Below are 14,272 nucleotides of genomic sequence, written 5' to 3'. Positions count from 1 at the left end.
ACCTGGTGCAGACCGAGCACCGCCCTATGCTATTTTAGCATCTGCAACACTCTCGTCCCTGTCATATCCTCGCAAAAAATGACGCAATCCGAGTGGGGGAGTTTATGAGAGGAAAATACGGGTTCATCTGCACGGCGTCGGTCCTCGCGCTCGCGCAAGCAGCCCCAGCGTTCGCCCAGTCGGAGGACAATCCGGACGCGTTGAACGAGATCATCGTCACCGCGCAGAAACGCGAGCAGACCCTGATCGAGGTGCCGATGGCCATTTCCGTGGTCGGGGGCGAGGAGCTCAGCGACCGCGGGATCGAGGATGTCCAGGACCTGTCCTTCGCGGTCCCCGGCCTCACCATGCGCGAGGATGGCCCCGGCAGCTACACGATCTTCCTGCGCGGGCTGGCCAACCAGTCGGGATCGGGTGCGCTCGTCACCCAGTATCTCGACGAAGCACCGCTGTCCCTTAGCGGCTACGATCAGCTCAGCCCCATACCTCTCGATCTCGAGCGCGTGGAAGTCCTGAAGGGGCCGCAGGGCACTCTCTACGGACAGGGCTCGGCCGGCGGCACCATCCGCTACATCACCAATGATCCCGATCCGACGCAGGTGGAAGGCCGCGCCGAGGGCAAGATCTACAGCGTTGCACACGGCGAGATGGGCGGCGGGGTCACCGGCGTGATCAATCTGCCCCTGATCCGCGACGAACTCGCGCTGCGGGTCGCCGGCAAATACGAATCCGGCGGCGGCTGGATCGACCAGCCGGAAGCCGGGATCAAGGACGGCAACGGCACCGAGCTCTTCAATCTCCGCGCCAAGCTCCGCTGGTCGCCGAGCGAAGCGTTCGAAGCGACCGGCATGGTGCAGATCCACCGGGCGGACACGTTCCTGGGTCTCGGTTTCGAAGAACCCGACCGGACCGTGGACATTGGCCCAGACCGCAGCAAGGTGATGATCCCGAAGGAATTCGACTTCACCCTCTACAATCTCGAGCTGCGCTACGATCTGGGCTTCGCGGAGCTCGTCAGTGCGACCACTTACGTGGAGCACGATCATCAGTACCCGTTCACCTACATTCCCCGGCCGGGCAACTATTCCTACGGGATCGTCGAAGGGAACGACGACCGCTGGATCGATGCGGACCAGTTCAGCCAGGAGCTGCGGCTTTCGTCCGGCGAGGGGCCGTTCCAGTGGACCCTCGGGGCCTTCTATACGAAGGGCGACCGGACCATGCGTGCCGATTACGAGTACGCCTACGCGGCGAACGGCGACCTCTATTCGGGCGGCGGGATATTCATCGATGATCTGTACTATCTCAATGCCTCGAGCTCCGAGACGATCTCGGTCTTCGCCGACGGCGGCTACGACATCACCGACCGCCTGACGATCGGCGCCGGCATCCGCTATTTCCGCGATGAACAGACGAGCCTCATCACGTACGTGCCCGATACCGGCACCACGCTCGAAGCGACGTTCGACTCGATCGATCCACGGGTCTATCTGAGCTACCGCTACGCGGACCAGGCGAACTTCTATGCAAGCTTCGCCAAGGGGTTCCGCAGCGGCGGGTTCAACTCCGAACCGTTCGATCCCTACGATCCCGAAAAGATCTACACTTACGAAATCGGCACCAAGGGTGCGGCTCTCGATGGGCGGCTCCAGTTCGAGCTTGCGGCGTTCTACACCGAATACAAGGACATGATCCGCCGCCGTCTGACCGAAGTGAACGGCGCGTTCCTCGGTGAATCGAGCAATATCGGCAAGGTCGAGGTCAAGGGGCTGGAACTGGGGCTGGCGACACGGCCGGTTGCCGGGCTCACCCTGTCGGCGACGGGTGCCTACATCGACAGCGAGATCGTCGCGACCGATGCGGCCGACCAGGTCAATATTCCAGGCGACCCGACCGATTATACGCCGGAGATGAGCTTCACGCTGGGCGCCAACTACGACTTCGACTGGGCGGCTTCGGTGCCGGGCTTCGTCCGCATCGACTACAACTATCGCGATGCCGTGACCTACATCGACCGGTCGAGCTTCCTGCCCAGTGCCCTGCCCCAGCGGTCCGACAGCATCGGCCTGCTCAACGCCCGCTTCGGCGGGACGGTGCACGGGTTCGACGTGGAGCTGTTCGCGGAGAACATCACCAACGAGAACAAGGCGATCGATCCCTACCAGGGATGGGCCAACTCCAACCGCACCCGCCCGCGGGTAATCGGGGTCGAGGTCGGCTACTCCTTCTAACTCCCTCCGACAAACTCGCATCGTGGGCCGGAACCTTGGGGTTCCGGCCCCTTTTTTGTCCGTAGATCCAGTCGGCGGCAGAACGCCTGGAAGAGGTGGGAGGCTCGACTCTCGATGCATCCAGAGGCCGCGACATAGTCGCATGCCCATTTCTGGCTGCATAACGTACGCCCCGCACACGGCGGGGCTACGCTTCACTCCGGTCAGCTCAGCCCGGCGCGCGGGGATTCAGCTTCATCGCCTGCAGCAGCCGCGTCTTGAAGACGAAGAGCAGCAACGCGCCGACGCCGACGACGGCCGCGTGTACCAGCCAGAAGGCCGAAGGCGAAACCGTCTCGTAGAACCTGCCCAGCCAGCCGCTGGCGATGCCGCCGGCGAAGATCGCGAGGTAGTAGGAGCCTACCATCATCGCGTTCACGGCAGGCGGTGCCGCCCGCGACGTGAGCGCGAGGGCGATCGGCCCGACATAGAGGAACGACCAGGCACAGATGAAGTGGAAGACCACCGGCCAAACGAGCGCCACGGTGCTCCCGCGGGAAAGCAGCTCGCCGACGGACAGCCAGATCATGGCCGCAGCGAAAACGAGGCAGCCGATCGCGATCTTCGGCAGATCGCCCGGTTCCCCGGAGCGCCGCGCCTGAAAGCGCCAGAACCATAGTACGGCCGGCGCGAAGACCAGCACGGCCAGAGAATCCAGCGACTGGAACCAGGTGACGGGCACCGTCAGCCCCAGGATCTCGCGATCGACCCGCGCGCGGATCCAGAGAGGATATGTGTTCCAGACCTGGCTCTGCGCCGTCCAGAACAGCGCGGTGATCGCGAGCATTATCAGGATCGCGGCGATGATACGCCAGTCGCCCGGTGCGAGCCGCGGCCGCTCGCTCGCGCTCGTCCCAATCCTTTCCGGGGGAAGCCATCGCGCACCGCGCACGTAGATGACGATCCCGACCAGCATGCCGATGCCGGCCGCGCCGAAACCGTAGTGCCAGCCGTAGAGTTCGCCCAGCGTGCCGCACACGAGCGGCGCCACGAACGCGCCGATGTTGATCGCCAGGACGTAGAGCGAGAACGCGGTATCGCGCCGCGGGTCGTCCTTCGAATAGAGATCGCCCACCTGGGCCGCGAGGTTCCCCTTCAGCAGCCCCGCCCCGAGGATCAGTGCCGACAGCGCCGGAAGAAACAGGCTCTCGAACGCCATCAGGAAGTGTCCGACCGCCATCAGGGCACCGCCGAGCAGGACCGCGCGGCGCCGGCCGATCCAGCGGTCGCCCAGCAGGCCGCCGAGCACCGGCATGAAATAGATCAGCCCGACGTACAGGCCGAATACCTGCGTCGCGAGCGCCTGGATGCTGAGCGGTCCGAACACCACCTCGACACCCGTCCTGAACCCCGCGAAGCCCGCTACGCCGCCGATGTTCTCCGGCTGGAACAGGTAAGTCGCCATGTAGAGGACGAGCAGCGCCTGCATCCCGTAGAACGAGAAGCGCTCCCATGCCTCGGTGAAGACGATGAAGGCGAGCCCGCGCGGGTGCCCCAGAAACATCTTGTCCGCCGGCGCTGCCTTCTCTCCACCTTCGTTCAAATGCGCGATCGTCTGCGTGGTTACGCCGTCTGCTGCCTGCACCCTTGATCTCCCGCCGGCCCGGTGAGCGCCATCGTCATTGATGCGCCCACGCCGGTTCCCAATCGATTCCGTTGAAGTCCCGCCCCGTTTCCCAGAAGAACGGCTCGCGCTCGCGCGGGTGGTTGCCGATCTCGTTCATCGTGACGGAATCGTAGAGCCGGCCGTTCGCGAGCGTGTATCGCACGCTGTTGGAATTGCGGATGTCCTCGAGCGGATTGCGGTCGAGCACCAGCAGGTCGGCCAGCTTGCCCGGCGCTATGGTGCCGATCTGACCGTCGAGCCCCAGAGTCGTGGCGCCGTTGATCGTGGCGGTGCGCAGAACTCGGTGGTTCGACATCCCCCCTTCGGCAAGCAGCCACATCTCCCAGTGAAGCGCGAGGCCGGTGACCTGGCCATGCGATCCGGCGTTGATCACCACGCCGGCGTCATCGAGCGCTTTCATCGATCGTGCCGCGGCGCGAAAGCCGATGTCGTAGAGCTCGTCCGTCGCGTGAATGGTGGTCATCCCGCGCACGTGGGGCGGCGCGCCGTAGGGGGCACCGAGCGGGCTGTAGCCGCTTGTCGTCAACTGGACGAAGCGGCGCGCCTTCGGGTCCTCCCAGGCGCGGGTATGCTGGTAGAGATAGTTCTCCCCCATCAGCTCCCCGAACAGCACGATCAGCGTCGGCGTATGCGCGACGTCCGACGCCGCCATGAGCTGGACGACATCGTCGTAGATGTTCTCCAGCGGCATGTTGTGCTGCAGGTCCGTATGACCGTCGAGGACCATGGTGACGTTGTTGTAGAAGTGGCTCTCGCCCTCGATGTCGACCATGATCCCGGCGTCGCGGCCGGCGGCGAGGATCTGCTGGCGCTGCCAGCGCATCGGCTGGCGATAGCTCTTGACGATAGTGCCGCCGAGCGCCTTCTTGCGCGCCATCAGCGCGTCCGCATCGGCCTGGCTCTCGATCGGAATGTAGACCTTGTCGACCTTTCCGGTCCGTCCATAGGCCACCATTCCGGAATCGATCGCGCGCGGACCGGTCATCATCCCGGCAATCGTCATCTCGCGCGTGGCATAGGTCGCGAGTTCCGAAGTGTAGGGGTCGTAGTTGGTCGTCACCCCGTACGCCAAATCGGCATACTGCGTCGGCTGCTTCTGCGGCGTGAGGCCTGACGAGCTGTAATAGCAATTGTCCACATGGCCGTGCATGTCGACTAGGCCCGGCATCACGGTCTTCCCGCTGATGTCGATCACCTTGGCGTCGGCCGGCACCTCAATCGACCCGGCGGGCCCCACGGCCTGGATCCGGTTCCCGCGCACGACCACTGTGCCGCGCTCGATCACCTCGTCGCCGCGCATGGTGATGATGCGCCCGTTGACGAACGCCAGGGCGCCGCCCGGCACGTCCGTTTCAGCCGTCAGCTCGATCTCGGCGTGGACCACGGGCGAGGCGTCCGAGACTGCGCTTCGATAGATGGTCGGGCCTAGGGCCCAGAGCACCGCGCTCGAATCCGGTGCCCAGGTCAGTTCGTAGCCCCCGAGGCGCCCGAGCGGCTTAGCCCCTTCGGGGGTGATCTCAACCGGTTCCGCGCCCGGGGCGAACGGCTTGAGGTAATACTGCTGCTCGTGGCGGAAGGCGATCCACTTGAGGTCGGGGCTGACCTTCAACTCGTTCACGTCGGCATGGGATGCACGCGCATGGACGCGATGATCGCTTCCGTCGAGCCGCAGGCTTTCGACCTGCGAGATCAGGTCGTGGCCGGCATAGCTTTCCATCGTGAACCAGATTCGCGAACCGTCGGGCGAGAACGCCGCCTCTATGGCCGGCGGGCCGACGTAGTGCGACGGCCCGCCGCCAACGTCCGTCCAGTAGATGCCCGGGCGCGCCCGGTGGCCGCCGAGGCAACGGTCGCCTTCCGCAACGATGTAGAGGATGCGCTTGCCGTCAGGCGAGAATGCCGGAGCGCGTAGTATCCCCGCGCTTTCCACGAGCGTGCGCGCTTCTCCGCCGCCGTCCCGCACCTTGAGCGTGCCGCCCCGATCATCCTTCCAGTCGACGAACGCGACCTGCTTGCCGTCCGGCGAATAGGCGGGGTCGAATTCGGGCAGATCCCCCGCCGTGAGCCGGGCCGGCGCGCCGCTAGCGGCCTGGCTCCAGATCCTGCCGAGCGCATTGAAGCTCAGGCGATCGCCACCGGGCGCCCAGGCGAGCTGGCGAATGATCCGGGCACGGAATTCTTCAGGCGCAAGGTCCTGTGCCGCACGCGGGGGCGCGGTGAGGCGATGAGTGGCCGACGCCGTGAAGGGAATTTCTTCCGTCTCGCCGGTCTCGGTGTCGAGCCGAAGTATCTTGCCGCCCGCCCAGATCGCGATGTGCCGATTGTCGGGAAACCAGTCGTACTGCGGATAATAGATGCCCTGCCCAAGGAAATCCGCCTGATCGTCGCGGTCGAGACCGGCGAACACCGGCCACTGCTCGCGCGTTTCCAGATCGTAGAGGAAGAGCACGGTGTCCGTCTTCACACGCCTCAGGAAGGCGAGCTTGCGACCGTCGGGCGAGATGACGGGCGTGGTGGCGCTGCCGAAGCCCTTCACCAGTTCCTCTACCGACCCCGTGCGAAGATCGCGCCGCTTGACCGCGTAGTTGATGTGGTTGGCATCGACATAGACGACCGAGGCCGTCGGGGCGGAGACCTTCTCGGTATAGTAAAGCCAGCGCCCGTCTAGCCCGAACGTCGGTTCGTGTACGTTCTCGCCGTTGGCCGGCGCAGCGACGAGCTGCGTGTCGTCGCCGGTGGCGATGTCGTAGAGGCGAAGCTCGGATGCGTGCAACTTGTCTGCGCTATCGAACATCCGGGCGGCGGCGATGCTCTTGCCATCGACGCTCCAGGCCGGACCGGTCACGGCCAGTGTCGTCTCGCGCGAGATCTGGCGGGCGTCGGACCCATCCACGCGCGAGGTCCAGATATTATCCGCCCCGTCCTCGTCGCTGAGATACAGAAGGCGCGTGCCATCGGGACTGAAACGGGGGCTGCGCTGCATGGCGGGGCCGCCATGAACGAGCTCGGCCCGGCCGCCGCTCGCCGGCATGACATAGATGTCGTTCAGGAGGTCGAAGGCGATCGCCTTCCCGTCCGGGCTGACGTCGACGCTCATCCAGGTGCCTTCGGAGACGGTGATGCTCACGTCCCGGTAAGGCGGGCTGGCGGGCGGGGACGGCTCGGCGGCCACGGGCGCGCTGGACGCACAGGGGGCAAGCGTCAGGGCAAGCACCAGCCCCAACCACGCAACTTTCATTCTTCCCCTCCCCACAAGCACCCCTTCAACCTTCTTCGTTCAGCGGTCTCGCTGGGAAATGCAACACAGGCCCACCCGCGCAGACAGGCGCGTTCGAAGCATCCCCTGTTGCCGTGAAGTCACCACCGCCACCCTCATTCGCATCTGGCGCGGTGCTGACCGAAGCTCACTTTGTCCCCGTCCGACCGGAGGGGATGAAGCACAATGATGGCAGCCCGCACAAGCGCACGGCGCGTGCACAAGTACCTGAGCCTCGCAGCGGCGGTTTTCTGGCTGCTCCAGGCCCTCAGCGGCATTGCGATCTCGTTCCGGGCGGAACTCGACGACTGGTGGCTGAGCGGCGTTCCTACCCAGACCAGCGTCGAAAGGTTGGGAGAGAGCATCGAGGCGGTCGAGCGCGACGGACTGGAGGTCAGCGGCATGTGGGCGACCGGAGGTATCCCCGGCCAATACGACATCTACGCCTCCGCACCAGGCGGGGATCGGACCATTCGCGTGAACGGCGGGGGCGATGTGCTCCGCGACCGGCCCGATCACGAGAAGTTTTCCGATGGTGCCGTGTTCGAAACGCTGACACTATTCCACAAGTCGCTCCTGCTCGGGAACACCGGCACGGTGCTGATCGGGATCAGCGGCTTGCTGCTTCTCAGCAACATCGTCCTCGGTCTCATAACGGCCTGGCCCGCCAGAAACTTCCGGCGCGCATTGACCACCCGGCCTCGGGGACCGAGTTCGGCTCGCATGGCGGGCTGGCACAGGCTGCTGGGCCTGTGGGTGGGCGTGCCCGCGGCGCTCATGGTCGCAGCCGGTATCCAGCTCGCCTTTCTGGACACGATCGAGGGCGCGATAGACGGCGGCCTGGCGGACCCGGCGGCAGGCCCGTCCGGCCCAGTTACCGTCGGTCCGGGCGAGGCAATGGCGCGCGCCCTCTCGCGTTATCCGGGCGGAGAACTCACCGCGCTCTCGATGCCCGGGGAAGACGCGCCCTGGTACCGGATCAGATTGCGAGCGACAGGCGAGATCCCTCGTCAGTTCGGCGCGACCACCGTATGGGTATCCTCCGTCGACGGCCGTATTCTCGGCGACCATGACGCTCGATCGAGCAGCCCTGCGCGCCGGCTGATCGAATGGCTCTATCCCATCCACACGGGCCAGATCGGGGCGGTCCCCGGCCGCTTGCTCAACCTCACGATCGGATGCTGGCTGGTGACGATGATTGTCCTCGGCGTGCTGAGCTGGCAGCGGCGCGCCAGGCGCGTCAGCGAAAGCCGACGCTCAGCCGCAAACCAATGACCAGCGCGTCGTCGATGGCCGGATCCCAGCCGGGATTGCGCACGTACTGAACATCGGGCTGAATGGTCACTGCCGGCGTCAGCGCGTGAACATAGCTGAGTTCGAAGTTCGTCTCCGCCCGCTGAGCCCCATCGCCGCCGATCGCTGCGGCATCGATCGCCGGATCGCCGAGGCGCGCATGGGCAATGGCGAAGCCGATGCCTCGGTTCTCGGTGCCGTAGCGAATTCCGCCGCCCAGATAGGTCGCGACAGGGAGGACAGCCTCATTGGCAACGCCGACCCGAACCCATGATTCGAGCTTTTCGCCGGTGTGCGCCGTTGCGAGCGTCGTCTCCATAGCGGCGTAAGCGCCACGACTGCGCCACCGATCGCCGGCCGCGTCATCCGGGTGCAGGAGGTCGGGGGAAGCAGTGCTGTATGCCCAGAGGCCGGCATAGGTTCGCAAGCTTCCGGACCGATGTTCGGCCTCGGCTATCAGCAGCAATCCGTCCTCGCCCGGGAAGGGCAAGACCGTCTTCTTCGGGTGCGCAGGATCGCCCGCGACCGCATTGAAGGCGCCCACCCTCGCACCCCAGCGATCGGCTTCGAAGCCATAGACGACCGCGGTGGTCGTGGTCGGGAAGATGGAGGGACCGTTCGCTCCCGACTGCGACAGTTCGGCGCCGATGCCGTGCGAACTGTTGAGGAACATGCTCCCCACCTGCTGCATGTCGAATTCGCGATTGAGATCGACCAGCCCCGCCTTGAGGCGGTGCCGCCCGCCCTCCGTGCCCAGTTGGAGCCAGGCTTCTATCGGGCGAATACCCGGCACGGCGTCGATGTTGCTGACGACCTGCCCGTCGCCGACCACATCTTCAGAAAACCCGTCGCCATCGACGAGTTGCACTTCGACGAAGCCCGATATTTCGAGCGGTCCGCTACGCAGCGCGTTCACGCCTGCGGCCACGCTCGCCAGGCCTAGCACGCGGCTGTCGCGGCGTTGCCCTCCCGACCGGTTGGACAGCGTATCGATCGTGATGCCGCCTTCGATAAAGGTCTGCGGATCCTCCGATGCCGCGGCGGGTGAGGCCATCGCCGCTCCGCTCGCTGCCAGCGCGGAGCCCAGCATGGCACGAGCCGGACGCCGGAAGCCGGAAAACCGATGCTCGGCCATCTGTCGCATGTCAGTCATCGGGGGCATACTGGACCACCTGCCCACGCTATTCGCCAGATGCCAAGGCGGAAAGGTGTGGTGCATATGCAGCACCGCCGCGCATTCGGGTTGCCCCTCTTGACCCGCCCGCCGCAGCGCCGAATGATAGGCAATTCACTCTCGCGAATGCATCGAAGGATTTGAATGGCGGACGATCAGCCCCCGGTTCCACGATCCGATAATCCGCCTTCGCGGAAGGCCCTGCCGCCGTTCGAGGCGCTGCGGGCCTTCGACGCGGTTGCGCGGCTGGGCGGCGTCAGGCGGGCGGCACAATGGCTGGACCGCGATCATGCCGTGATCAGCCGCCATCTTCGTGCGATCGAATCGTGGGCCGGCGTGCAACTGGTAGAACGCACGCCGTACGGGATCGCCCTCACCGAGCGGGGCCGCGACTATCACGGGCGAGTGTCGTCCGCGATGGACATGCTGGCGCACGCTACGCTCGACCTGATGAGCGAGGGCCACCACCGGCGACTGCACATCTGGAGCACATCGGGCTTTGCACTGCACTGGCTATCCAGCCGACTGGAGCAATTCGAGCGGCGCAACAACGATGCCGACATCGTCCTGCGCCCGACCGACCAGAGCCCCGACTTCGCCGCGCACGAGGCTGACGTCGACGTTCGCTTTCACGCGACCTACGAAGCGGAGCCGGAACTGCTGCCGCAGCTAAGGCGGCAAATACTGGTCGAGGCCCCCATCATCGCGGTCGCCAGTCCCAGCTATCTCAGCAGTACCCGGACCCCGACGACGCCTGCGGATCTCCTCCAGCACCGCCTGCTTCACGAAGACAGCTTCCAGACCTGGGCCAAGTGGCTTGCTTCCTACGGTGTGGAAGACAGCTCCGGCCTCACCGGCGCGCGTCTGTGGGAGGGGCATCTTACGCTCGACGCGGCGCGGCATGGGCGAGGCATCGCCCTTGCCAATCCGGTGACGGCCGGAGCCGATCTTCAATCGGGAGCGCTGATCGACATCGGAAAGGACAATCCGCATTTCGCGCCGCGCCTTGGCCGCTATACGCTCTACGCCCGCCGCGACCGCTGGAATGATCCGCTGCTCAGGCGCTTCCGGCAATGGGTCACCTCGGCGCTGACGGCCGATTACCCGGCGCTGAAATCCGCCGCCTGATCGATCAGCGCAGAGCCTCCACAGCCGAATTGAAGAAGTGGTTATCGAGTATCGCTTCGGCGAACTTCGGCTTGGACCGCGAACTGAGCACCGTCAGCACCACCCGCTCGGCCGGATTGACGTAGATATACTGCCCGAAGATCCCGCGAGCGCTAAACGCGCCGTCGGCAAAGGATCCTTCGGCGTCGGGCACCGGCCACCACATGTACCCGTAGTTCAGGGGTTCGCCGCCTGCTTCGCGCGGCGCGGTGGACTCTTCGATCCAGCCGGTGGGCAAAACCTGCTCGTCCCCGATCCGGCCGTCGTTCATGGCGAAGAGGCCGAGCCGCGCATAATCGCGAAGCGTGGCGCAGATGCCGCTGCCGGCGACTTCGAGTCCATCGGGCGCCTCGAGCCACCATTCGGCGTCGGCATCCATACCGAGCCGCGACCAGAGCTTGTCGGAAAGGTAATCGGCGAGCCAGCGCCCGGTCGCGGCCTTTACCAATGCCCCCACGACATGCGTCTCGCCCGTGCTGTAGTTCCAACGGGTGCCGGGCTCCGCGACCCGGGGGAGGCTCGCCATGTATTTCAGAATGGCATCCGGCTGCTGGCCAACCTGCAGGGCAAGCATGTGGCGCCGGTGTGAGTTGGGATCGGTATGCGTATCGTCCCATTCGACACCCGAGGTCATCTGCATCAGGTGACGGATCGAGACGCCGTCATAACCGCTTCCCCGCAGCTCGGGCAGGTAGTCGGTCAGCGGATCGTCGACACTGCCGATGAACCCGTCGCGGATGGCAATGCCGATCAGAAGCGTGCTTACGGATTTGGCCATGGACATGGACATCCACCGCGTGGCCGCGTCGATCCCGAGTTCGTAACGCTCGTGAACGATTCTACCGTCCTTCAGCATCAGCAGGCCGACGAGCCGGTTCCGCGAGACATAGTCGTAAAGATCGAACTCCTGCTCGCCGGCCCTTACCGGGAAGTTCTCGATAATATCGGAGCTCCGCGGCAAATCCTGAACCGGACCGTCGCCGCGTGAGATGCGCCGGCAGGGAAAGACATGGTGCGTGTTGCGGAACAGGTGCACCTGCTCGCCGGGCATCAGCTTACCGGCATAAGCCTGCTCGATCGAAGCCAGGGGCTGCTCACGTCCGCCGGCACTCGCGATTACTTCCCCCAACGCTTCACACTCCCCGGCATCATGGTCCATGCCGATCATGTCTATCGGAGCGCAGGGAGATGATCCGGTGCGAAAGCCATCCTCGACCGGTGAGGCCGGGTCACCACCATCGGTGCTGCATTGTCGGTGCCCCTTCCGCACCGGCGAGCGCATATTCGGCATCTGCCCGCGCGCGCGGCGGTGGACATGATGGAGCCAGTCGATCGGGAGAGACGTGAATTATGGACGACGAACGCCGCCTCTATGCGCCCAAGGCCTACATCGCGGAGGACCCGCGGCAGATCGTGCGCGACCACCCGTTCGCGCTTCTGATCACGACCGGTGAGACCGGGCCCTGGGCGACTTCCATCCCGATCTATTTCGAGACCGACGATCCGGCGGAGACGCGGCTGATCGGGCACATGGCGCGAAACAATCCGCACGCGCAGGCGCTTCGGGCCGGCGATACCGCGCTGGCGGTATTTGCCGGACCGCATGCCTATGTCTCTGCCGGCTGGTACCGCGAACGTCCGACGGTGCCGACCTGGAACTATGTCACCGCACATGTCCGCGGAACTCTCGATCCGATCGATGACGACGAGACGCAGTTGCGGCTGCTCGATCGCGTAACAGAGATGGTCGAGCAGGGACACAGTTCCCCGTGGACCATGGCGCAGGCGCCGGAAGGCCGCGTCGATGCGCTCCTGCCTCACATCCGGTCGTTCCGCATCGAGATCGACAGCGTCGAGGGGGTCACCAAGTTGAGCCAGACCCACCCTGTCGGCGACCGCGCAAGGGTGATCGATGCCCTCGAAGCCCGCGGCTGGTTCGGCGATCAGGAGATTGCGGCCCTCATGCGTGAGAACGAACGGACAGCCGAGGAGAGCTGATACCAGCGGTGCGCCCCGCGCACCGGTACTGGCGATTTAATCATCTGATGCCTCCCATCCGAGCGGCATACCCCGAACCGGAACCGAAGGAATGGGAGTTCGAAATGGAGCAGATTACCACCACCACCGCCGAATGGCAGGCGCTGGACCGTGAGCACCATCTGCATCCGTTCACCGATCCCAAAGTGCTTGGCGAACAAGGCGTTCGCGTCTTCACTCACGCGGACGGCTGCTACATCTGGGACAGCGACGGCAACAAGATCCTCGACACCATGGCAGGCCTGTGGTGCGTGAATGTCGGCTATGGCCGCCAGGAACTGGTCGACGCCGCATCGAAGCAGATGGCGACGCTACCTTACTACAACACCTTCTTCTCGAGCTCGACGCCGACCCAGATACGCCTCGCCCGCCGCCTTTCGGAACTGACGCCCGAAGGGCTCGACTATTTCTTCTTCGCCAACTCCGGGTCCGAGGCCAACGACACGATCATCAGGCTCGTGCGCCACTTCTGGGAAGTCCAGGGGCAGCCGAGCAAGAACGTCTTCATCGGTCGTACTCTCGGCTATCACGGCAGCACGCTGGCCGCGACGAGCCTCGGCGGCATGGCTCCGATGCATGCGATGGGTCAATCGCTCCTGCCCGGCTTCGAGCATATCATCGAACCGCACTGGTACCGGCACGGCCAGGGCAAGACGCCCGAGGAATTCGGCCTCGAAGCCGCGCGCGCGCTCGAGACCAAGATTCTGGAGCTTGGTGCCGAAAACGTCGCGGCTTTCGTCGGGGAGCCGGTCCAGGGTGCAGGCGGCGTGATCGATCCGCCCTCGACCTACTGGCCCGAGATCCAGCGCATCTGCAGGAAATACGACATCCTGCTGGTGGCCGACGAAGTGATCTGCGGGTTCGGCCGCACGGGCAACTGGTTCGGGTCGCACACGTACGGCATCGAACCCGACCTGATGCCGATGGCGAAGGGCCTTTCGTCCGGATACCTTCCCATCGCCGCGGTCGCCATGAACAAGCGCGTGAGCGACGCCATCAACGGCGGCGGCGTTATTTCGCACGGCTATACCTATTCGGGCCACCCGGTGTCCTGCGCGGTCGCGCTCGCCAATATCGACATTATCGAGCGCGAGGGCCTGATCGAGAAGGTGCGTGACGAGACGGCTCCCTACTTCCGGAGTTCCTTGCAGCAACTGGCGGACTCGCATCCGATCGTCGGGGAGTTGCGCGGCGTGAGCCTGATCGCCGGCCTCCAGCTGGTGCGCGACAAGGCCAGCCGCGAGTTCTTCGCGCCGACGGAGCAGCCGGCGATCGAATGCCGGGAGCACTGCATCGGGGAAAACCTCATCCTGCGCGCGGTGGGCCACACGATGGTCGCCTGCCCGCCGCTCACGATCGGACGCTCCGAAATCGACGAGATGATCGAGAAGACCAAGATCGGCCTCGACAAGACGGCAGCGGCCCACGGCCTTTTGTAACGGGGAGGC

9 protein-coding genes are annotated in these 14,272 nt (G+C 65.1%); 5 read left to right on the top strand and 4 right to left on the bottom strand.

The window, feature by feature from the left end:
* The first annotated feature begins 104 nt into the window (after nt 1-104).
* A complete protein-coding gene (locus tag JNO53_RS00345; RefSeq protein ID WP_203106809.1) occupies nt 105-2,231 on the top strand; it encodes a TonB-dependent receptor in 2,127 nt (708 codons plus the stop codon).
* Between the two features lie 208 nt (nt 2,232-2,439).
* Here JNO53_RS00345 and JNO53_RS00340 read toward each other — a convergent pair whose 3' ends face one another.
* Both JNO53_RS00340 and JNO53_RS00335 read right to left on the bottom strand, forming a co-directional pair.
* Nucleotides 2,440-3,855, bottom strand: a complete 1,416-nt coding sequence (locus tag JNO53_RS00340; protein ID WP_203106808.1) for an oligopeptide:H+ symporter — start codon at nt 3,853-3,855, stop codon at nt 2,440-2,442.
* A gap of 34 nt (nt 3,856-3,889) precedes the next feature.
* Nucleotides 3,890-7,135, bottom strand: a complete 3,246-nt coding sequence (locus tag JNO53_RS00335; protein WP_203106807.1) for an LpqB family beta-propeller domain-containing protein — start codon at nt 7,133-7,135, stop codon at nt 3,890-3,892.
* 207 nt (nt 7,136-7,342) lie between these two features.
* Between JNO53_RS00335 and JNO53_RS00330 the strand changes: the two genes are divergently transcribed.
* Nucleotides 7,343-8,428, top strand: coding sequence for a PepSY-associated TM helix domain-containing protein (locus JNO53_RS00330; RefSeq protein ID WP_203106806.1), 1,086 nt, complete (start codon nt 7,343-7,345; stop codon nt 8,426-8,428).
* Here JNO53_RS00330 and JNO53_RS00325 read toward each other — a convergent pair.
* Nucleotides 8,394-9,599, bottom strand: a complete 1,206-nt coding sequence (locus JNO53_RS00325; RefSeq protein ID WP_203106805.1) for a carbohydrate porin — start codon at nt 9,597-9,599, stop codon at nt 8,394-8,396. The two genes, JNO53_RS00330 and JNO53_RS00325, sit on opposite strands and share 35 nt — an antisense overlap.
* A 165-nt stretch (nt 9,600-9,764) precedes the next feature.
* On the opposite strand from JNO53_RS00325, the gene JNO53_RS00320 reads away from it, so the two are divergent.
* Entirely contained in the window at nt 9,765-10,748 is a 984-nt protein-coding gene (locus JNO53_RS00320) for a LysR substrate-binding domain-containing protein (protein ID WP_203106804.1), read from the top strand.
* Nucleotides 10,749-10,752: 4 nt separating this feature from the next.
* On the opposite strand, the gene JNO53_RS00315 is transcribed toward JNO53_RS00320, so the two are convergent.
* Complete coding sequence (locus tag JNO53_RS00315; protein WP_203106803.1) at nt 10,753-12,069, bottom strand: serine hydrolase domain-containing protein; 1,317 nt, start codon at nt 12,067-12,069, stop codon at nt 10,753-10,755.
* A gap of 68 nt (nt 12,070-12,137) precedes the next feature.
* Here JNO53_RS00315 and JNO53_RS00310 point away from each other — a divergent pair, with 68 nt between their 5' ends.
* Together JNO53_RS00310 and JNO53_RS00305 are read left to right on the top strand one after the other, a co-directional pair.
* Nucleotides 12,138-12,785: an FMN-binding negative transcriptional regulator gene (locus JNO53_RS00310; protein ID WP_203106802.1), complete on the top strand. Its 648-nt coding sequence runs from the start codon at nt 12,138-12,140 to the stop codon at nt 12,783-12,785.
* Nucleotides 12,786-12,889: 104 nt separating this feature from the next.
* Nucleotides 12,890-14,263 carry an aspartate aminotransferase family protein gene (locus tag JNO53_RS00305; protein ID WP_203106801.1) on the top strand — a complete coding sequence of 458 codons (1,374 nt, stop codon included), beginning with the start codon at nt 12,890-12,892 and terminating at the stop codon, nt 14,261-14,263.
* Nucleotides 14,264-14,272 lie beyond the last annotated feature (9 nt).

Source organism: Altererythrobacter sp. C41 (assembly GCF_016803135.1).
In the GTDB taxonomy this organism is placed as follows: Bacteria; Pseudomonadota; Alphaproteobacteria; order Sphingomonadales; family Sphingomonadaceae; genus Pelagerythrobacter.
This window is presented reverse-complemented; position numbering and strand designations above follow the sequence as displayed.

Coding starts and splice junctions, on each gene's coding strand:
- JNO53_RS00310 (WP_203106802.1), top strand. CDS start 12,138: ATGGACGACGAACGCCGCCTCTATGCGCCCAAGGCCTACATCGCGGAG.
- JNO53_RS00330 (WP_203106806.1), top strand. CDS start 7,343: ATGGCAGCCCGCACAAGCGCACGGCGCGTGCACAAGTACCTGAGCCTC.
- JNO53_RS00325 (WP_203106805.1), bottom strand. CDS start 9,599: ATGACTGACATGCGACAGATGGCCGAGCATCGGTTTTCCGGCTTCCGG.
- JNO53_RS00320 (WP_203106804.1), top strand. CDS start 9,765: ATGGCGGACGATCAGCCCCCGGTTCCACGATCCGATAATCCGCCTTCG.
- JNO53_RS00315 (WP_203106803.1), bottom strand. CDS start 12,069: ATGCGCTCGCCGGTGCGGAAGGGGCACCGACAATGCAGCACCGATGGT.
- JNO53_RS00345 (WP_203106809.1), top strand. CDS start 105: ATGAGAGGAAAATACGGGTTCATCTGCACGGCGTCGGTCCTCGCGCTC.
- JNO53_RS00335 (WP_203106807.1), bottom strand. CDS start 7,135: ATGAAAGTTGCGTGGTTGGGGCTGGTGCTTGCCCTGACGCTTGCCCCC.
- JNO53_RS00305 (WP_203106801.1), top strand. CDS start 12,890: ATGGAGCAGATTACCACCACCACCGCCGAATGGCAGGCGCTGGACCGT.